Source organism: Streptomyces paromomycinus, assembly GCF_003865155.1.
GTDB lineage: Bacteria > Actinomycetota > Actinomycetes > Streptomycetales > Streptomycetaceae > Streptomyces > Streptomyces chrestomyceticus.
Genome location: NZ_BHZD01000001.1, coordinates 8,664,922 through 8,686,810, shown reverse-complemented (window position 1 = coordinate 8,686,810; position 21,889 = coordinate 8,664,922). Strand labels below are relative to the sequence as shown.

Annotated in this window: 7 protein-coding genes; all 7 read right to left on the bottom strand. The window is 71.5% G+C overall.

Translation table 11 applies throughout. The features are described 5' to 3' along the window. Nucleotides 1–12: 12 nt before the first annotated feature. Nucleotides 13–14,109: a type I polyketide synthase gene (locus OEIGOIKO_RS36905; protein WP_246177787.1), complete on the bottom strand. Its 14,097-nt coding sequence runs from the start codon at nucleotides 14,107–14,109 to the stop codon at nucleotides 13–15. Between the two features lie 203 nt (nucleotides 14,110–14,312). Next, nucleotides 14,313–15,497: an HAD-IIIC family phosphatase gene (locus OEIGOIKO_RS36900; RefSeq protein WP_125057677.1), complete on the bottom strand. Its 1,185-nt coding sequence runs from the start codon at nucleotides 15,495–15,497 to the stop codon at nucleotides 14,313–14,315. Between the two features lie 94 nt (nucleotides 15,498–15,591). Then, on the bottom strand, nucleotides 15,592–16,713 hold the full coding sequence (locus OEIGOIKO_RS36895; protein WP_125057676.1) for an acyl-CoA dehydrogenase family protein: 1,122 nt from the start codon (nucleotides 16,711–16,713) through the stop codon (nucleotides 15,592–15,594). A gap of 1 nt (nucleotide 16,714) precedes the next feature. Continuing rightward, entirely contained in the window at nucleotides 16,715–16,996 is a 282-nt protein-coding gene (locus OEIGOIKO_RS36890; RefSeq protein WP_125057675.1) for an acyl carrier protein, read from the bottom strand. Continuing rightward, the gene (locus tag OEIGOIKO_RS36885; protein WP_125057674.1) at nucleotides 16,993–17,859 is read right to left on the bottom strand and encodes a 3-hydroxyacyl-CoA dehydrogenase family protein; all 867 of its coding nucleotides are present in this window, start codon (nucleotides 17,857–17,859) and stop codon (nucleotides 16,993–16,995) included. The genes OEIGOIKO_RS36890 and OEIGOIKO_RS36885 overlap by 4 nt, the downstream gene beginning before the upstream one ends. A gap of 85 nt (nucleotides 17,860–17,944) precedes the next feature. Next, nucleotides 17,945–20,776 (bottom strand): condensation domain-containing protein, encoded by a 2,832-nt coding sequence (locus OEIGOIKO_RS36880; protein ID WP_170251966.1) that lies wholly within the window; start codon nucleotides 20,774–20,776, stop codon nucleotides 17,945–17,947. A gap of 206 nt (nucleotides 20,777–20,982) precedes the next feature. Then, nucleotides 20,983–21,822: a hypothetical protein gene (locus OEIGOIKO_RS36875; protein WP_125057672.1), complete on the bottom strand. Its 840-nt coding sequence runs from the start codon at nucleotides 21,820–21,822 to the stop codon at nucleotides 20,983–20,985. Nucleotides 21,823–21,889 lie beyond the last annotated feature (67 nt).

Genomic DNA, 21,889 nt, shown 5'->3' with positions numbered 1-21,889 from the left:
ACGGCGACGTACTCAGAGCCCGAGCTGGTTGTCGATAAAGTCGAACATGTCGTCGTCGCTGGCCGACTGGATCCGGTCGGCGACCGAGGCGCCGTCGTCGTCACCGTCGTCGGTTCCGGCGGTCGCGTTCAGCACGCCGAGAATGTGCTTGAGCCGTTCCGTGACCTGCATCCGCACGGACCCGTCGGCCATCATCCCGGCGAGCGAGGCTTCGACCCGGTCAAGTCCCGAGTGGGCCGCGAGCACGTCCGGTGCCTCGGGGGCCGAGCCGAGCAGTTCCTCCGCGAGGAAGCCGCTCAGCGCCGCCGGGCTCGGATGGTCGAAGACCACTGTGGGCGGCAGCCGCAGCCCGGTGGCATTGTTCAGCCGGTTACGCAGTTTGACGGCGGTGAGCGAGTCGAAGCCGACGTCGCGGAAGGAGCGGTTGGCGTCCAGCCTGCCGGGGCCGGACATACCCAGTACCAGGGCGGACTGCGCCAGGACGAGTTCCCGCAGGCTGTCCAGGGCCTCGCCCCGGTCCAGACGGCCCAGCCGCTCGGCGAGCGTCTGCTGTTCCTCGGTACGGTCCAGGACGCTGCGCCGGCCACCTGCTGTCGGACGGGCGGGCTTACCGGCGCGCGGGCCGGGCACCAGCCCGGAGAGCAGCGACGGGGCTTCCCCGGTACGGTGCAGCGCGGCCAGGTCCAGCTCGGCGGCCACCAGAAGTGGTTCGGGCCGGCCCACGGCGGCGTCCAGTACCGCGAGGCCGCGCGCATCGGTGAGTGGCAACAGTCCTTGCTGGGTCAGTCTCTGACGTTCGGCGACGGCCAGCCGGCTGGCCATGCCGTTCTCCCAGGGCCCCCAGGCCAGCGATACGGCAGGCAGGCCGAGGTGGCGCCGGTGAGCGGCCAGCGCGTCCAGGAACGTGTTGCCCGCCGCATAGTTGGCCTGACCGGCATTACCGATCACCCCCGCGATGGACGAGAACAGCACAAACGTGTCCAGCTCCAGACCCAGGTCACGGGTCAGCTCATGCAGATTCCAGGCCGCATCCACCTTCGGCCGCAACACCGACTCCAGCCGCTCCGGCGTCAGCGAACCGACCACCCCGTCATCCAACACCCCCGCCGCATGCACCACACCCGTCAACGCCACACCCTCAAGCACACCGGCAAGCTGACCCCGGTCAGCCGCATCACAGGCAGCCACCGTGACCTTGACACCCAACTCCTGAAGATCAGCCACGAGCCCAGGCATTCCAGGAGCCTCGCCGCCGCGACGCGAGAGCAGCACCAGATGCTCCGCCCGACCCGACCTCGCCAGATGCCGGGCCACCAACCCACCCAGCACCCCCGAAGCACCCGTCACCAACACCGTGCCCGGACGAAGCCCGGCACCGGTCTCCGTTGTGGCACGGGACAGCCTGGGCACCCGGATCTGCCCGCCCCGGACCGCCCACTGGGGCTCACCCAGTTCTATCCCGTCTCGCAGCCAGCCGGCCAGTTCGGCACCGGGTACGGATACCTCGTCCACGTCCGCCAGGAGCAGCCGCCCGGGATTCTCCGTCTGCGCCACCCGGACCAGGCCCCACACCGAAGCCGCCGCAACCTCCACCGGCACCTCCGGCCCCGCATCGACCGCGCACTCGGTCAACACCAACAACCGCGCATCAGACAGCACGTCAGCAGCCAGCCACCGCTGCACCAACTTCAAGATGTCCACCGCGGTACGACGGGCCGTAGCTGCGACATCCGGCGTGGGCCGCTCAGGCGTAACCCGCACCACAACGGTCCGCGGGACCTCGGCACCGGTCTCGATCGCGGCCACCAGCGCCGCCAGGTCCGGGTAGCTCGCGGCGCCCGGGACGTCCTCGCCGAGCACGGCCCACGGGCCTTCCGCCGCGCCGGAGCCGTCCGCCGTCAGCGCGGCGGGCACCCATTCCACGGTGAACAGGCCCTCGGTGGATTGGGCGGCGGCAGCGTCGAACGGCCGCAGGGTCAGGGACCCGACGGAGGCGATCAGCGCACCGTCGGCATCCGCCAAGCTGAGCGAGACCCCTTCCCCATCAGCTGCCGGCATCACCCGGACACGGGCCACCTGAGCACCGGTGGCATACAACTCCACATCCCGCCAGGCAAACGGCACCTCCAACCCACCCGCACGCTCCCCCACACCCACAATGACGTGCAACGCCGCATCCAACAACGCAGGATGCAACCCAAACCCGTCCACCGCCACATCCTGCGGCAGAGCAACCTCGGCAAACAGCTCCTCACCCAGACGCCAGGCCGCCCGCACACCCTGGAAGACCGGACCGTAGCTCAGTCCGTGCTGTGCCAACCCGGAGTAGAAGTCATCCAGTGCGACAGACACCGCATCGGTCGGCGGCCACTGCGTCGTCCTGTCGGCGGTAGCGGCTGCCGCTTCGGCCGGGGCAAGAACACCGGTGGCGTGCCGGGTCCACGCCGCCTCCGGGGGGCTCCCCTCGCTCTGGGCGTGAATGCTGACTGCGCGGTGTCCGGACGCATCCGGCTCCTCCACCGTGACCTGCACCCGCACGCCGCCGTGCGCAGGCAGCACCAGCGGAGCCTCACTCAACAGCTCCTCGACCCGCGAGCACCCCGCCTCATCACCCGCACGGACCGCCATCTCCACCAGCACCGCGCCGGGCACCACCGCCTGGCCCACCACCACGTGATCCGCAAGCCAGGGCTGCCCCGAAAGGGAAAGCCGCCCCGTCAACGCCACACCACCACTGGCTGGCAACGCCACCGTCGCACCCAACAACGGGTGCAGAGTGGAGGATTGGCCCAGACCCACCGCGTCCAGATGGGCGGGCGCGGTCGGCAGCCAGTAGCGGTGACGCTGGAAGGCGTACGTGGGCAGATCCACCCGCTGGGCGCCGCTGCCCGCATAGACTTCTTCCCAGCTCATCGGGGCCCCACGGACGAACGCCTTCGCCAGCGCGGTCAGCAGCGCGCGCGGTTCGTCGCGGCCGCGGCGCAGCACCGGCAGCCATGCCTCGGAACCCGACTCGCCCTCGTTGTCACTGTCGGTGCGGGTCTGCGGGCCCATGCCGGACAAGATGCCGTCCGGACCGAGCTCGATGAAGGTACGGACGCCGAGCCCGCGCATCGCCTCCGCCGCGTCCGCGAAACGCACCGCCTCGCGAACGTGCCGGACCCAGTAGGAGGGGTCGGTGACCTCCTCCGAGACGGGGCCGCCGGTCAGCGCGGAGACCATCGTCACCTGCGGCTTCCGGTACGTGACCTGGGCGATCACCTCGGCAAACCGCTCCAGCATCGGCTCCATCAACGGCGAATGGAACGCATGCGAAACCTGCAAACGCCGCGTGCGCGCCCCCGCCTGCGCCAACTCCTCCGCCACCGCCAGCACGTCGGCCTCGGTGCCGGACACCACCACCGCGCGCGGCCCGTTCACCGCAGCGACCCCCACCCCCGGACGGTCGGCCAAGGCCTTACGGACCTCTTCCTCGGTAGCCTCCACCGCCACCATCGCTCCGCCGCTCGGCAGCTCCTGCATCAGACGACCCCGGGCCGCCACCACCGCACAGGCATCCTCCAGCGACCACACCCCCGCCACATGCGCCGCAGCCAGCTCACCGATCGAATGACCCGCCACCACCTGCGGCACCACACCCCACGACGCCAGCAGACGAAACAGCGCCACCTCCACCGCGAACAACGCAGGCTGCGCCCACACCGTCTCATCAACACGCCCGCCACCCGGCCAGGACGGGTCACCCTCACCCCACACCACCGCAGCCAGCGAACCCCCAAGATGGACGTCCAATGCTGCGCACACCTCGTCGAACGCCGCTCCGAAGACGGGGAACGTCTCGTAGAGCTGACGCCCCATCCCGACCCGCTGCGCCCCCTGCCCGGTGAAAACAAAACCCACCTTGCCCACGCCGCCCGCAGCACCACTCACCACACCCGGCAGATCACGCCCCTCCGCAAGCGCCCCCAGCCCAGCAACCAACTCCTCCCGGCCCGAGCCCAGCACCACCGCCCGATGCTCCAACACCGCACGCGACGACACCAACGACCAACCCACATCCACCGGCCCCACACCCGCATCCCGCTCAACGAATGCAGCCAGCCGCCCAGCCTGCCCGGCCAGGCCCGCCTCCGAACGACCGGAAACCACCCACGGCAGCACAGGCAAATCCGTACTGGAAACACCGTCCGCAGTGTCCGGAGCCGCCCCCGGAAGAGACGCACCCTCGTCATTCGGGGCCTGTTCAATGATCACGTGAGCATTGGTCCCGGAAAACCCGAACGAAGACACCCCGGCCCGACGCGGGCGCTCGCCCGTCTCCGGCCACGGCACCGCCTCAGTGACCAGCCGCACCGCCCCCGCAGCCCAGTCCACCTGCGAAGACGGCCGCTCCGCATACAACGTCGCCGGCACTACCCCCCGCTCCATGGCGGCCACCATCTTCACAATGCCCGCCACACCCGCAGCCGCCTGCGCGTGCCCGATGTTGGACTTCACCGACCCCAGCCACAACGGCCGGTCCGCCGGACGGTCCTGCCCGTAAGTGGCCAGCAGCGCCTGCGCCTCGATCGGATCACCCAACCGCGTCCCCGTACCGTGCCCCTCCACCACATCCACATCAACCGGCTTCAGCCCCGCATCAGCCAACGCCGCCCGGATCACCCGACGCTGGGACAGACCATTCGGCGCCGTCAGACCGTTGGAAGCACCGTCCTGGTTGACCGCACTGCCCCGCACCACCGCCAGCACCCGATGCCCATTGCGCCGCGCATCGGAGAGCCGTTCCACGACCAGCACGCCAACGCCCTCGCCCCAGGCAGTACCGTCCGCACCCTCCGCGTACGACTTGCAGCGGCCGTCCGCCGCCAGCCCACGCTGCCGGGAGAAGTCGATAAAGGTGCCGGGGGTGCCCATCACCGTGACTCCACCCGCCAGGGCCAGGTTGCTTTCGCCGGACCGCAGCGACTGGGCGGCCAGGTGCAGCGCCACCAGGGAGGACGAGCAGGCCGTATCCACCGTCACCGCCGGGCCCTCCAAGCCCAGCGTGTAGGCCACCCGGCCGGAGGCCACCGAGCCCGTGCTACCGGTGCCGAGGTATCCCTCGGCCTCTTCCGGGACCGCATGCCAGGGCAGGTAATCGTGGTAGAAGAGCCCGGCGAATACGCCGGTCGGGCTGCCGCGCAGTGCCGTGGCGTCGATGCCGGCGTTCTCCAACGCCTCCCAGGAGGTCTCCAGCAACAGCCGCTGCTGCGGATCCATCGCGACCGCCTCGCGCGGGCTGATTCCGAAGAACTCCGCATCGAACTCGGCGGCATCGTAAAGGAATCCGCCCTCACCGGAGACGCTCTTGCCCACCGCGTCCGGGTCAGGATCCACCACATCCTCCGGCCAGCCACGGTCCGACGGGAAGGCACCGATCCCGTCACCCCGCGACTCCACCAGCTCCCACAGCCCCTCCGCCGAGGACACCCCACCAGGGAACCGGCAGGCCATACCGACGATGACGATCGGGTCGTCGCCCGCACGCGGGACATCGGCCGCCGGGGCGGTAGCACCCGTCTGGCCGCCTTCGTCCTCACCGAGCAGTTCGGCCAGCACATGCGCCGCCAACGCGGCCGGAGTCGGGTGGTCGAAGACGGTCGTGGCGGACAACCGCAGGCCCGTCGCCCTGTTCAGTCGGTTGCGCAGTTCGACGGCGGTCAGCGAATCGAAGCCGGCGTCCCGGAACGAGCGGGCGGATTCGACGGCCTCCGGCCCGGTCATCCCCAGCACCAACGCGGCCTCCGTCGCGACCAGCTGGAGAGCACTCTCGGTCCGCTCGCCCGGTGCGAGCCCGACGAGCCGTGCAGCCAGCGGGCTCCGGTTGTCTGTGGCCGGTTCGGCGACGGTGCGGCGGGTGGGCTGCGAGTGGCCGCCGCCGCGCGTGTCCGGCAGGAGGCCGGAGAGCAGTAGCGGGGCTTCCCCGGTACGGCGCAGTGCGGCCAGGTCCAGTCCGGTGGTGACCAGCAGGGGCCGGTCGGTGTGGACGGCGGTGTCCAGCAGGGCCAGTCCGTCCGGTACGGACAGCGGGCGCAGTCCCTGTCGGGACATTCGGCGCTGGTCCACCTCGTTCAGGGCACCGGCCATGCCGTTCTCCCACGGCCCCCAGGCCAGCGACACGGCAGGCAGGCCGAGGTGACGCCGGTGAGCGGCCAGCGCGTCCAGGAACGTGTTGCCCGCCGCATAGTTGGCCTGACCGGCATTACCGATCACCCCCGCGATGGACGAGAACAGCACAAACGTGTCCAGCTCCAGACCCAGGTCACGGGTCAGCTCATGCAGATTCCAGGCCGCATCCACCTTCGGCCGCAACACCGACTCCAGCCGCTGCGGCGTCAGCGAACCGACCACCCCGTCATCCAACACCCCCGCCGCATGCACCACACCCGTCAACGCCACACCCTCAAGCACACCGGCAAGCTGACCCCGGTCAGCCGCATCACAGGCAGCCACCGTGACCTTGACACCCAACTCCTGAAGATCAGCCACGAGCCCAGGCATTCCAGGAGCCTCGCCGCCGCGACGCGAGAGCAGCACCAGATGCTCCGCCCGACCCGACCTCGCCAGATGCCGAGCCACCAACCCACCCAGAACCCCCGAAGCACCCGTCACCAACACCGTGCCCGGACGGGTCTCCTCCGTGAGGGGCCGGGACGGCAGGCGCACCAGGCGCGGCACCCGGATCTGCCCGCCCCGCACCGCCCACTGCGGCTCGCCCAGCTCCACCCCGGCCCGCAGCCAACCGGCCAGCTCCACACCGGGTACGGACATGCTGTCCACGTCCGCCAGCAGCACCCGCCCGGGATTCTCCGCCTGCGCCACCCGCACCAGACCCCACACCGAAGCAGCCGCAACCTCCACCGGCACCCCCGCACCCGCATCGACCGCACACTCGGTCAACACCAACAACCGCGCACCGGACAACACATCAGCAGCCAGCCAACGCTGCACCAACCCCAAAACATCCACCGCGGTACGACGAGCCGCATCCGCAACACCACCGGAACCGACTGCCGGCAGCACCGGCACCACCACCGTCTGCGGAACCTCAGCCCCCGCCTCCACCGCCGCCACCAACCCCGCAACATCCGGGAAAACCACAGCACCCGGCAGACCCGGCACAACCGCCGCAGCCCCGAGCACAACCCACCGACCCAACGACTCCGGGCCCGAGGCCACATCGGATGTGGCGACCGGGGTGACCGTAGTGGCCGTGGCAGGCACCCAGTCGATCCCGCACAGGCCGTCTCCTGCACCGGCACCGGGAGCTGTGAACGGCCGCAGGGTCAGAGAGCCGACGGAGGCGATCAGCGCACCGTCGGCATCCGCCAAGCTGAGCGAGACCCCTTCCCCATCAGCTGCCGGCATCACCCGGACACGGGCCACCTGAGCACCAGTGGCATACAACTCCACATCCCGCCAGGCAAACGGCACCTCCAACCCACCCACACGCTCCCCCACACCCACAATGACGTGCAACGCCGCATCCAACAACGCAGGATGCAACCCAAACCCGTCCACCGCCACATCCTGCGGCAAAGCAACCTCGGCAAACAGCTCCTCACCCAGACGCCAGGCCGCCCGCACACCCTGGAAGACCGGACCGTAGGAGAGGCCGCGATTCGACAATACGGAGTAGAAAGCAGCCAGTTCGACGGGGGAAGCTCCGGGAGAGGGCCACTGCTGGAAACGAGTGTGCGCATGTCCGTCACCAGCTTCCCGTGTGGTGGAGAGCGTGCCGGTTGCGTGCCGGGTCCACTCTCCTTCCGGCGGGATGTCCTCGTCCTGGGCATAGACGCTGACTGCACGGCGCCCGGACGCGTCCGGCTCCTCCATCGTGACCTGCACCCGCACACCGCCCTGCGCTGGCAGCACCAGCGGAGCCTGGCTCAGCAATTCCTCGACCCGCGAGCATCCCACCTCATCACCCGCACGGACCGCCATCTCCACCAACGCCGCGCCCGGCACCACCACCTGGCCCGCCACCACATGATCCGCAAGCCAAGGCTGCCCCGCAAGCGAAAGCCGCCCCGTCAACACCACACCCCCACTGGCCGGCGACTTCACAGCCGCGCCCAACAACGGATGACGGGTCGTGTACTGGCCCAGGCCCGCCGCGTCCAGATGGGCGGGCGCGGTCGGCAGCCAGTAGCGGTGACGCTGGAAGGCGTAGGTGGGCAGGTCCACCCGCTGAGCGCCGGTACCTGCATACAGCGCGTCCCAGGCAACCGGGACCCCACGAACGAACACCTTCGCCAGCGCAGTCAGCACAGCCCGCGGCTCGTCACGGCCACGGCGCAGCACCGGCAGCCATGCCTCGGAACCCGACTCGCCCGTACCCTGGCCCTCGCTGTCGGTGCGGGTCTGCGGACCCATGCCGGACAAGACACCGTCCGGACCGAGCTCGATGAAGGTGCGGACGCCGAGCCCGCGCATCGCCTCCGCCGCGTCCGCGAAACGCACCGCCTCACGCACATGCCGCACCCAGTACGAGGGGTCGGTGACCTCCTCCGAAACAGGACCACCGGTCAGCGCGGAGACCATCGTCACCTGCGGCTTCCGGTACGTGACCTGGGCGATCACCTCCGCGAACCGCTCCAGCATCGGCTCCATCAACGGCGAATGGAACGCATGCGAAACCTGCAGACGACGCGTGCGCGCCCCCGCCTGCGCCAGCTCCTCCGCCACCGCCAGCACGTCGGCCTCGGTGCCGGACACCACGATCGCGCGCGGTCCGTTCACCGCGGCGATCCCCACCCCCGGACGGTCGGCCAAGGCCTTACGGACCTCTTCCTCGGTAGCCTCCACCGCCACCATCGCTCCGCCGTGCGGCAGCTCCTGCATCAGACGACCACGAGCCGCGACCACCGCGCAGGCATCCTCCAGCGACCACACCCCCGCCACATGCGCCGCAGCCAGCTCACCGATCGAATGACCCGCCACCACCTGCGGCACCACACCCCACGACGCCAACAGACGAAACAGCGCCACCTCCACCGCGAACAACGCCGGCTGCGCCCACACCGTCTCATCAACACGCCCGCCACCCGGCCACGACGAGTCACCCACACCCCACACCACCGCAGCCAGCGAACCCCCAAGATGGACGTCCAATGCTGCGCACACCTCGTCGAACGCCGCCCCGAAGACGGGGAACGTCTCGTAGAGCTGACGCCCCATCCCGACCCGCTGCGCCCCCTGCCCGGTGAAAACAAAACCCACCTTGCCCACGCCGCCCGCAGCACCACTCACCACACCCGGCAGATCACGCCCCTCCGCAAGCGCCCCCAGCCCAGCAACCAACTCCTCCCGGCCCGAGCCCAGCACCACCCCCCGATGCTCCAACACCGCACGCGACGACACCAACGACCAACCCACATCCACCGGCCCCACACCCGCATCCCGCCCGACGAATGCAGCCAGCCGCCCAGCCTGCCCGGCCAGGCCCGCCTCCGAACGACCGGAAACCACCCACGGCAGCACAGGCAAATCCGTATCGGCGTCACCGTCCGCTCCAGTACCCGGAGCCGCCCCCGAAAGGAGCGCGTCCTCGACACTCGGGGCCTGCTCGATGATCACGTGAGCATTGGTGCCACTGATGCCGAACGAGGAGACACCAGCCCGGCGCGGGCGCTCACCCGTCTCCGGCCACGGCACCGCCTCAGTGACCAGCCGCACCGCCCCCGCAGCCCAGTCCACCTGCGAAGACGGCTGGTCGGCGTGCAGGGTCCTCGGCACTTCTCCGTGTTGGAGGGCGAGGACGAGTTTGAGGACGCCCGCCACGCCCGCGGCGGACTGGGCATGCCCGATGTTGGACTTCACCGACCCCAGCCACAACGGCCGGTCCGCCGGACGGTCCTGCCCGTAAGTGGCCAGCAGCGCCTGCGCCTCGATCGGATCACCCAACCGCGTCCCCGTCCCGTGCCCCTCCACCACATCCACATCAACCGGCTTCAGCCCCGCATCGGCCAACGCCGCCCGGATCACCCGCTGCTGCGACGGACCACTCGGCGCCGTCAGACCGTTGGAAGCACCGTCCTGGTTGACCGCACTGCCCCGCACCACCGCCAGCACCCGATGCCCATTGCGCCGCGCGTCGGACAGGCGTTCCAGCACCAGGAGGCCAGCGCCTTCGCCCATGCCCATTCCGTCGGCCTGGTCGGCGTATGCCTTGCAGCGACCGTCGGCGGCCAGCCCCCGCTGGCGATCGAACCAGTTCAGCCAGGACGTGGTGGCGTGCACGGTGACGCCGCCCGCGAGAGCCAGCTCGCACTCACCGGACCGCAGCGACCGGACGGCCAGGTGCAGCGCCACCAGCGAGGACGAGCAGGCGGTGTCCACCGTCAGCGCGGGGCCTTCGAGTCCGAGCGTGTAGGCCACCCGGCCGGAGATCACGCTGGGGGTGATGCCGGGCTGCAGGTGGCCCGTAAGTTCCTCGGGCGCGTGGCTGCCGTATCCGGACGGGGACGCGCCGGCGAAGACGCCGGTCGCCGAGCCCCGCAGGCGCCCCGGGTCGATGCCTGCGCGCTCGAAGGCTTCCCAGGAGAGTTCGAGCAGCAGCCGCTGCTGCGGGTCCATGGCCAACGCTTCACGCGGGCTGATCCCGAAGAAGGCGGCGTCGAAGTCCCCTGCGCCGGTGAGGAAGCCACCGCCACGGGTGGACAGCCCGGGGGTGGACGCATCGGGGCTCGCGAAGGCTGCGTCCTCGTCAGCCACGTCGGGTCGGGTGCCGTGCTGTCGGGAGAGGTCCCACCCGCGGTCGGCGGGGAGCGGGGCCACTGCTTCGCCGCCCGCGGCCAGCAGCTCCCACAGGTGTTCGGGGGTGCTGAGGCCGCCCGGCAGGCGGCAGCTCATCGCCACGATGGCAATGGGCTCGTCACCTCCCGAGGGTGCCGGCGGCCTGGTGGAGCCGGCGGCCCCGGCCGAAGGGGCGTGGCCCTGCGCTTCACCGTGCAGGAAGCCGGCGAGCGCGAGCGGGGTGGGGTGGTCGAAGATCAGCGTGCTGGGCAGTTGGAGGGCAGCCGCGGTGCTCAGCCGGTTGCGCAGGTCGACCCCGGTTACGGAGTCGAAGCCCAGTTCTTTGAAGGTACGTGCGGGGTCCAGGGCCGCCGGTGCCGAATGGCCGAGCACGGCTGCGGCCTGCGTGGTGACCAGGTCCAGTACGAGCTGGTGCTGCTCGGGCTCCGGCCGGCCGGCGAGCTGTCCGCGCAGCCCCCACCCTGCGGCCGTGTCCGTGGCAGCGGTGAGGTCCGCGGCCTGCGGCTCCTCGGCCGGCTGCGTGGAAGTGTCGGCGTCGAGCCAGTACCGCTCATGCTGGAACGCGTATGTCGGCAGCTCCACCCGCTTCCCTGCGGGGAGCACCGCCTGCCAGTTCACCGACGCCCCGTTGACGAACGCCTCGGCCAACGAGAGCAGCAGGCGCTCGGCTCCATCGTCGTCCCGCCGCAGGGTTCCGCAGACGGCGCCCGGTAGCGCGCCAGGACCGGCCTCCTGAGTGAGTGCCTGAAGTGTGTCCTGCATGGCGCCGACCAGCACCGGACGCGGGGTCACCTCGATGAACACTTGGTGACCACGACCCGCCAGCACCCGCACCGCACGGTCATAATGCACCGTCGCCCGCAGACTGCGGAACCAGTACCCGGCGTCCAGCTCCTCACCGGTCAGGGCCTCGCCGGTCATCGCAGAGACCATCGGAACCCGGCCCCGACGCGGAGAGACCCCGGCCAGGACAGAAGTGATCTCCTCCTCCAGCCGGTCCACCTGAGCCGAATGCGAGGCATAGTCGACCGCCACCATCCGCGCCCGGGCGCCCGCCGCCTCGAACTCCGCCTTCAACTCCTCCAGTGCCTCCGGCTCACCCGAGACGACAGTGGACGAGGGGCCGTTGACCGCCGCCAGGGACAGCCGGTCGCCGAACCGGGCCAGACGTTCCTGAACCTCCGACGCCGGACGGCTGACGGACAGCATCCCGCCCGCGCCCGCCAGCACCTTCAACGCACGCGACCGCAACGCCACCACACGGGCACCGTCCTCAAGCGACAGCATCCCAGCCACCGTGGCAGCGGCGATTTCTCCTTGCGAGTGGCCGACGACGGCTTCCGGGGCGACACCAGCGGCCTCCCAGACAGCAGCGAGGGAGACCATCACCGCCCACAGCGCAGGCTGGACGACATCCGCCGCCTCCAACGCGGGGGCACCTTCCGCACCCGCCAGGACATCGGTCAGCGACCAGTCCACATACGGCTCCAACGCCGCAGCACACTCAGACAACCGCGCCGCGAACACCGGCGAAACCCCCGCCAGCTCCCGCCCCATCCCCACCCACTGCGACCCCTGACCCGCAAAAGCAAACACCGGACGAGCCCCCGACCGCGCCACGCCGGACACCACCGACCCAGCCGGAACACCCGACGCCAGCCCTCCAAGCCCCGCCAGCACCTGCTCCCGACCCCCGCCAACCACCACCGCACGATGCTCGAAGACCGACCGCGTCACCGCCAACGACCACGCCACATCAACCGGCCGAAGAGCCGGACGAAGCGACACCCACTCCCGCAACCGCCCCGCCTGCCCCGCCAAACCCGCGGCCGAGCGGCCGGACACCAGCCATGCACTGACCGTCTCGACAGCTGACTCGGGGGTTGATTCGGCAACTGACGCAGCAGTTGACATCACGGTCGGTGCGACTGCCGATACGGGAGCGCCCTGCGTGACGTCCTGTGCCAGGGCCGCAGTGGGCCCCTCCTCCAGAAGAAGGTGCACGTTGGTGCCACCGAGGCCGAAGCCGGAGACCCCGACGCGGCGGGTGCGGGCGCCGGCCGGCCACGGTGCCGGAGCGGTCAGCAGCCGTACCCCGCCGGAGGACCAGTCCACCCCGGGGGTGGGCTCGTGTGCGTGCAGGGTCGCGGGGAGTTCGCCGTGGCGCAGGGCGAGCACCATCTTGATGACACCCGCGACACCGGCGGCGGCCTGGGTGTGACCGATGTTGGACTTCACCGACCCCAGCCACAACGGCCGGCCCTCCGGACGCTCCTGACCGTAGGTGGCCAGCAGCGCCCGCGCCTCGATCGGATCTCCCAGCCGCGTCCCCGTGCCGTGCGCCTCCACCGCGTCCACCTGGTCGGCGGTCAGGTGCGCGTCGGCCAGGGCGCGGCGGATGACGGCCTGCTGGGCGCTGCCGTTCGGCGCGGTCAGTCCCTCGCCGGTGCCGTCGGAGTTGATGGCCGAACCGCGCAGCACGGCCAGCACGGGGTGGCCGTTGCGGACTGCGTCGGACAGCCGCTCCAGGACGATCAGGCCGACGCCTTCGGACCACACGGTGCCGTCGGCGGCGGCCGAGAAGGGACGGCAGATCCCCTCGGCCGACAGGGCTCGCAGGCCGCTGAAGGCGATGAAGTTCCCCGGGGTGGACATCACGGACACTCCGCCGGCCAGCGCCAGCGAGCAGTCGCCGGTCCGCAGCGCCTGCGCCGCGAGGTGGATGGCGACCAGGGAGCTGGAGGCGGAGGTGTCCACGGTGAGCGACGGGCCGTGCAGTCCCAGCAGGTAGGAGATCCGGCCGGACATCACGCCGGGCGAGGTGCCGGTGAACAGGTGGCCCTTGGCGCTGCCCGGTGCGCTGTGCGGGCGGGGGCCGTACTCCCTGGGTTCGGCGCCAACGAACACGCCGGTGCGGGTGCCGCGGAGGTCTGCGGGGAGGAGGGCGGCGTTCTCCAGCGCCTCCCAGGATGCCTCCAGGAGCAGCCGCTGCTGGGGGTCCATGGCCTGGGCCTCGCGCGGCGGGATACCGAAGAAGGCGGCGTCGAAACCGGCGGCGTCGTCGAGGAATCCGCCGCGGGTGAGGTAGGTGGTCCCGGTGCCGTCCGGGTCCTGGCCGTGGAGCGAGCCGAGGTTCCAGCCACGGTCCTGCGGGAAGTCGGAGAGCCCCTGTCCGCCTTCGGCCAGCAGTTTCCACAGGTCCTCGGGTGAACGGACCCCGCCGGGGTAGCGGCAGCTCATACCGACGATCGCCAAAGGCTGTGCGCCGGCTGCGGCGGTGTCCTTCAGGGTCGGCCCATCGGTGTCGTTCACAAGTCCCTCGGCATTCCGGAAGTTGTCTGCGGTACCCGCTCGCCGGTCCTTCGGCCGGGAACAGGGCCGAAGGGCCGGACGGCTGCCGCGGGCAGGCTCAGCGAAAGGGGTGGGAGAAAGGCGTCGGGCACGGTGCGCGGCGGGCGCCCGTCCGTCGTGCCCGGGCGGCGGGCCCGACGGACGGACCGCCGGGCCTCGGCGTGTCAGCCGACGGGGGCCCTCTCCCCGGTGTTGGGAGACGCCTCCCCCGTGCCGGGAGTCGTCTCCCCCATGTCGGGAGTCGTCTCCCCGGTGTCGGGAGTCGTCCCCCCGCCGCCCGGGGCCAGTTCGGGGGCGATCAGGCGCATGGTGGACGGTGCCTCGCGGTGGTCGGCGAGCAGGTGCAGCCGCTGGACGCCCTCTCCGGCGGAGGCTTCGAGCGCGGCGAGGCAGGCGCAGGCGTCGTCGGCGAAGCCGGCGAACCGGTAGGCGATGTCCATCATGCGGTTGCGTTCGGTGCGCCGGAAGTCGGCGGCGAGGTGGGCGCCGGCCCGGGCCGCCTGATCGATGAGCCAGTTGAGGATCACCGAGCCGGCCCCGAAGCTGACCACCCGGCAGGAGGTGGCCAGCAGCTTGAGGTGCCACAGCTGCGGGTGGCGCTCCAGGAGGAGGACGCCCACCGCACCGTGCGGGCCGAAGCGGTCGGTGAGGGTGACGGTCAGCACCTCGTGGTCCGGGTCGGCCAGCAGCGCGCGCAGCGCGGCGTCCGAGTAGTGCACGCCGGTGGCGTTCATCTGGCTGGTGCGCAGCGTGAGTTCCTCGACGCGGGAGAGGTCTTCCTCGTCGGCCCGCTTGATGGCCATGACCAGGTCGAGGCTGCGCAGGAAGTCCTCGTCGGGGCCGTTGAAGGTCTCCTTCTCGGCGTCCCGGCGTGCGCCGGCCTGGTACATCTCGCGGCGCCGGCGGGAGTCGACGGTGACGGTCGACGGGCTGAACTCGGGCAGCCCGGTGAGCGAGGTGGCCTGTTCGGCCGGGTAGCAGCGGACGTCCGGGGCGCCGTAGGTGACCTCGGCGCGCTCGGTGGGCTGGTCGTCGATGAACGCGATGGTGCCCTCGGCGAAGTTCAGCCGCTCGGCTATCTCGCGGACCGCGTCGGACTTGCGGCCCCAGCCGATCCGGGGGTGCACGAAGTACTCGGCCAGGCCCAGCTCCTCCAGCCGCTTCCAGGCGAGGTCGTGGTCGTTCTTGCTGGAGACGGAGTGCAGGATGCCCCGGGAGTCCAGCTCCGCGAGGGTGTCCAGGATGCCGGGGAACGGTTCCACGCTCGCATCCTCCAGCAGGGTGCCGTCCCAGATGGTGTTGTCCAGGTCCCAGACCAGGCACTTCACGAGGGTTGTCTTGTCGGCCACGAGTTCTCCTACGGGCTTCGCTCGCGTGGCCCGCGGTCGACGCGGGCCGAGGGGGGAGTCACAGGGACGGGGACGGCGGGGTGGGACCGGCGGGTCAGCCGGTCTTCGTGGTGGACAGCACGTGGTCGGCGAGGATCAGCCGGCAGATCTCGTTGCTGCCCTCGATCAGTTCCATGAGCTTGGCGTCGCGGAACGCGCGGGCCACCACGTGGCCGTCGGCGGAGCCGGTCGAGCCGAGCAGCTGGACCGCGGTGGCGGCGCTGCGGGCGGCCTGCTGGGCGCTGACGTGCTTGGCCAGGACGGCCATGGTGCCCAGGTCCGGGGCCGCGGCGTCCCACTGCCGGCTGGCGTGCTCGCAGGCGCGCAGCGCGACCTGTTCGGCGACCAGCAGGTCGGCGAGGTGTCCGCGCACCAGTTGATGCTCGGCCAGGGCCACTTCGCCCTGGTGGCGCTGCTGCGCGTGCCGGCCGGCCGCGTCCAGGCAGGCCCGCAGGATGCCGACGCAGCCCCAGCCGATGGACACCCGCCCGTAGGTCAGGGCGGTGGTGAACAGCATGGACAGGGGCTGTCCGCCGCCGCCGAGCACCTGGGAGGCGGTCAGCCGTACCTGGTCCAGCCGGATGTCGGCGTGTCCGGCGGCCCGGCAGCCCATCGGGTGCGGCACCGGCCGGATGTGCACACCGGGCGCGTCGACGGGGACGATCGCGGCGGCGGCGCCGTCCCCGTCGCCGTACCGGCCGATGATCAGTACGAAGTCGGCGTAGCGGGTGCCGGTGACCCACTTCTTCTCGCCGTCGACGACGTACCCGTCCCCGTCGGCCTTGATCCGGGTGGTCATGGCCGCCAGGTCGCTGCCGGCACCTGGTTCGCTGAAGCCGACGGCGGTGAGTTTGCCGCCGGTCAGCTCTGCGAGCAGCTCGCGCCGCTGGGTGCGGTCGCCGAAGCGCTGGACGGTCCAGGCCACGATGCCCTGTGAGGTCATCACCGAGCGCAGTGAACTGCACAGGCTGCCGGCGTGAGCGGTGAGTTCGCCGTTGACGGCGCTGCTCAGGCCGAGGCCGCCGTGGTCGGCGGGGACCTGTGCGCACAGCAGGCCGCGGGCGCCCAGGGTCCGCAGCGTCTCTACGGGCAGTTCGCCGGCCACGTCCCAGTCGGCGGCCCGGTCGCCGACGAGCTCGCTGATCAGGGCGCGCCCGTCGGCCAGGAGGTCTGCCATGTCAGTGCGCCTCCGCCGTCCCCTGCAGCCGCATCACCAGGTCGGTCATGGTCTGCACGGTGCGGAAGTTGTCCAGCTTGAGGTCGCCGCCGACGATGGCGAGGTCGTACGCCTCCTCCAGGTGGACGACGAGTTGCATGGCGAACATGGAGGAGACCATGCCGGAGGAGAACAGGTCCTGGTCAGGCTCGACGGTGGTCTGGATCCGCTCGGTGAGGAAGTCGAGCAGTTCCTTGTGCACGGTCTCGGCGGTGCGGGTGGCGTTTTCGCCTTCGACGGTCATGATGCGGCCTTTCCGTAGTCGTAGAAGCCCCGGCCGGTCTTCCGGCCCAGGTGGCCGTCCCGCACCTTGGCGAGCAGCAGGTCGCAGGGGCGGCAGCTCTCGTCCCCGCGGCGTTCGTAGAGCACATTGAGGGAGTCGACCAGGTTCTCCAGGCCGATGAGGTCGCCGGTGCGCAGCGGCCCGGTGGCGTGGCCGAGGCAGCCCTGCAGCAGGTTGTCCACCGTCTCGACGGAGGCCACGCCCTCCTGGACGAGCATGGCCGCGGTGTTGATCAGCGGGTGCAGCAGCCGGTTGATCACGAAGCCCGCGGAGTCCTCGATGACGAGGGATTCCCGGCCCAGGACCGTGAGCAGGGCGGTGGCGCGTTCCAGGGTGGCGGGAGAAGTCTGCGGGCCCCGGATGACCTCGACCATCTTGATCATGTAGGCGGGGTTCATGAAGTGCACGCCCAGGAGGTCTTCGGGGCGCGTCGTCCAGGCGGCCATTTCCTCGATCGGGATGCAGGAGGTGTTGGAGATCAGGGTGGTGCCGGGCACGACGATCTTGGAGGCCGCGCCGAGCACCTCCTTCTTGGTCTCGGCGATCTCGGTGACGGCCTCGACGACGGTGTCGGCGTCCGCGATGTCGTCCAGCTTCGCGGTGATCGTCAGCGTGCCCTGCGGGCGGTCCGCGGGCAGCACGTTCATCAGCTGGGCGTGCCGCAGCTTGTGCCGCACGGTGCCGTCCGCCCGGTCGCGGGCGGCCTCGTCCGTCTCGACCAGGACGACGTCGACGCCGTGGCCGAGGGCCAGTGCCGAGATGTTCGTGCCCATCACGCCGGCGCCGACGACGGCGAGCCGGTGCTCATCGAAAGCAGTACTCATGGTCTCTTCCTGGTCTCTTCCCTGGGTTCGGTGGGCCGGTCGCGGCCGGCCGGTGGTGGCGCGGCCGGCGTCGGCCGGTTCCGGGTCATCGGCGCACCCTGGCGGCCAGGGCGGCGGGAGTCGGGTGCTCGAAGACGTCACGCAGTTGGAGGGCGATGCCGGTGAGGTCCTCGACCTGCTGCGTCAGCACGGCGGCGAGCAGCGAGTGGCCGCCCGCGTCGAAGAAGTGGGTCTGCGCGGTGACCTCGCAGCTCAGCAGCTTCTGCCAGATCGCCACGAACTCGCCGACAAGTGTGTCGTCGGCCGCGGCGTCCGGGGCGGTGGGCCCGGCGGCCGGGTCCGCGGCGGTCTGCTCGCGGGGGTGCCAGACGAGGGTGCCGTCCGGCTGCCACTGGGCGAGCCGTCCGGTGCGGTGGTGGCGCCCGTAGCCGGGGTGGTCCGGCAGGGCCGGGCCGTCCGGTGTGTCCAGGGCCGTACCGGTGCCGGCGACGCAGAGTTCGCCCCGCACACCGACAGGCAGCTCCCGTCCGTCGGGGGCGGCGACGAACGCCCTGGTGTTGCCGATCGGGCGGCCCCGGCGGGTGTCCTCGGGGGTGGTGACCCGGCCGGCGATGGCCCAGCCGGTGGTCTGCGGGGCGCCGTAGCCGCAGTGCAGCCGGCAGTCCGCGGCGAGCAGCGCCTTGGCGGCCGGCGCGGACAGCTCGTCACCGGCGACCAGGACGGTCAGTCCGGGCAGTTGGCCACCCAACTCCTCCAGCAGCCGGGGCGCGGTGCCCGGCGGTACGGCCAGCACGTCCGCCCCGTGCCGCTCGGCGGCCGCGCGCAGGGCGACGGCGTCGGTACGGGCCTCCTGCGGGGCCGGCACGAGCCGACCGCCGACGCTCAGCGCCAGAGCGGCGTCGAAGAGCGCCGCGAAGGTGCCGGGCCGGGCCAGACTCAGCACACCGGTGCCGGGCCCGACGCCGAGTTCCCGGGCGAAGTGGGCGGCGGTGTCGGCGATACCGGCGTGGCTCAGCACGACGGCCGACCGCGCCTCGTCCTCCACGACGGCCGACCGCGCCTCGTCCTCCTCGCCTGCGGGCAGCCGGCAGGCGGGTACGTCCCGTGGGGGCTCGTCGCCGTACGGGCCTACGGGCGCGCCCGGCCGCTCGGGGCCGGTGCCGGTGAACTCGGGCAGCGGCAGGACGGGCGGCAGGTCCGCCTCGGCGGGCAGATCCGCCTCGGCGGGCAGGTCCGCTCCGGCGGGCAGTCGCACTCCCGCTCCGGTGAGCACGGTCTTCGCCGCGGCCTGCGTCAGCCGCCGGGCCTGAAGGGACGGTTCCTCGCCGGGGTCGAGCGGGAAGCAGACGGCGCCGGCCCGCCAGCAGCCGAGAAGCGCGGCGGCCGTCTCGCCCGGCGCCGCCGCGACCGCGACCACCTCTGCGGGCCGCACGCCGGCGTCCGCCAGCAGCTCGCGGACGGCGTCCGCGGCCGCGTCCAACTCGCCGTAGGTGATGCTCCGGTCGCCGTCCAGCACGGCCACGTCGGCGGGACGGCTGCGAGCCCAAGAGGTGAACGCCGCCTCCAGCGTGGCCGGTCGGCCGTTCAGCGCGGTGTCGTTGGCCCGGTCGACCGTCTCGCGGTCACGCTCGCTCCAGCCCGCCGTCTCGCCGAGCGGCCGGTCCGGGTCCTGGGCGGCCGTGACGAGCAGCGCCTCGAAGCGGGACAGCAGGGCCGCGGCGTCGGCGGGGGTCAGCGTCCGGGAGTGACGCAGCATCAGCTCGGCGCGGGCCGGGGAGCCGACCAGTTCCAGGTCGAACTTGCTGTGCGGGTTCTCCACCGTCAGCAGCCGGGCCGGCATCCCGTCCACCCGCAGCTCACCGACGGGCGCGTCGGGGAGGAAGTTGAACAGGTGCCGGAAGAGCTGGGTCTGCCAGGACGTGCCGATGCCCGGCAGCTCTCCGGCGAGTTCGTCCACCGAGGTGTGCGCGTGCGCCATCGCGCCGAGGAAGGCGTCCCTGGCCTGGCGGGCGAGCGGGCGGAAGCCCTCGGCGAGGTCCACCCGGATACGGATGGGGACGACGTTGACGTGGTAGCCGATGGCGCCGGCGTCGGCCCCGCGAACGTCCACCGGGGAGCCGATCACCAGGTCCGGGCCGGCGCCGTGGGCGGCGAGCAGGGCGGCATAGGCGGCGAGCATCACCGCGCCCATCGGCGCCCGCGCGGCACGCTGCAATGCGACCGCGGCCTGCTGGGCCCGGGGGCCGAGGGTCCGCACGGCGCTCTCGCCGGCCAGCACCGGCTGCCGCCCGCGCGGGGTGCCGCACCACAGGTCCAGGCCGGTGGGGTCGAAGCCGTCCAGGGTGCGGCGCCAGTGGACGAGGTCGGCGGGGCGCGGCGCGGGCTCGGCGAGGGCCGGGACCGGCGCGACGGCCTGCTCGGGCAGCGGGCGGCCGGCCGCGACGGCGTCGTAGACCGGGACCAGCGCCTGCAGCAGCACGCCGACCGAGACCATGTCGAACACCAGGTGGTGCACGGCCACACAGAGCACGTCGCCGTCGGCGGTGGTGCCGGTGGCGACCCGGATCAAGGGACGGCCGTCGAGCGGGAAGGGCCGGTCGACGAACGCGGTCAGGTCCTCGGCCAGCGGCCCGCCGGACAGCTCCAGCGGCTCCACCGGGACGGCGAACTCCCCGGCGGGAACCGTCTCCTTGAGCAGCTCGGCGCCGCTCGCGTGGAACACGGTGCGCAGCACCTCGAACCGGCCGGCCACCACGGCCAGGGCCGCGCCGAGCACATCGGGCCGCAGCCGTCCGCTGACCTGGAGCGCCAGTCCCAGGTTGTTCACCCCGGTGTCCGGGACCAGCTGCTCCAGCAGCCAGAGGGCCTTTTCCTTGTTCGTGGTGGCCGTGCCGTGCACGGGGGCCGTGCTGTTCACGGCAGCCGTATTGTCCGCGGCGGGCGTGCCGTTCGCAGAGGCGGCGCCGTTCGCAGGAGCGGTGCCGTTTGCAGAGGCGGTGCCGTTCGCAGGAGCGGTTGTGTTCGCGAGGGCGGTGTCCTCTTCGGTGTCCGTGTTCGCGGCCGCCGGTCGGGGTGCGGATTCCGGGGCGCTTTCCGAGTTGGCCGGCTGGGAGTTCATACCGGTCAGAATTCGGTGTTGGCGAGCAGGGCGCGCACGGTAGACGCATCCCGCAGGAGATCGATGTGCCGGGTCTCTACGGGTATGCGCCGGCCGATCGCCGCGGTGGCGGCATTCACGACGGTGGTGGCACCGGCCTTCTCCAATTCGCCGTAGTCGGCCGAGGTGAGGCCGAGCGCACCGCCCCAGGCACCGGCCGGGTCGATCCGGGAGGAGGCCGAGAGCCAGGTCATGTACGACTCGAAAAGCAGCACCATCTCTTCGCAGCGGGACTCCGACAGACCGATCCGCCGGAAGCCCGAAGTGGCCAGCTCCCGGTACAGCTCGACCATCTGCCCGGCCGCCTCCGCCATGCCGATCGACGGGGTGGCGACGATCTCGACGGCCCGCTTGCGGCCCTCCTCCGCCTCCTGCTCGCTGAGCACCGCGGCGGCCTGCCCGATCATCTTGTGCATCTCCGAGGCCAGCAGCGGCAGATCGGCGAGCTGCGCGTCGAACAGCACCACCTGGGGCATCCTGCCCTGCACCGCCGCCAGCCGCTCGGCGACCCGGCCCGCGTAGACCGCGCCGACGCAGTATCCGAGCACCGCCACGACCTCGTACTTCTCCCAGTCGCCCGACCGCATCCAGTGGTCGGTGTAGAAGTCGCCGGACGGCCGGTCGGCCAGCCGCACCGGCGGCGGCGAGGTCTGCAGCACCCCGTGCCCGGACCAGGCGGTGCCCATTCCCTTCACCAGGTCGTCGAAGCCCGCCTCATGACGGCCGGCCGCGGGAAAGTCGACGCCGAGTATCAGGGAATTCGAGGCAGGCTCGGCTATGACGCTCCAGGCGTTCTCGTTCGGCACTTCTCATCCCATCATCGGAGTTGGCTGGCTGGTTTCCCCGCACGGCAGCCTGCGGAACTGAGCAACG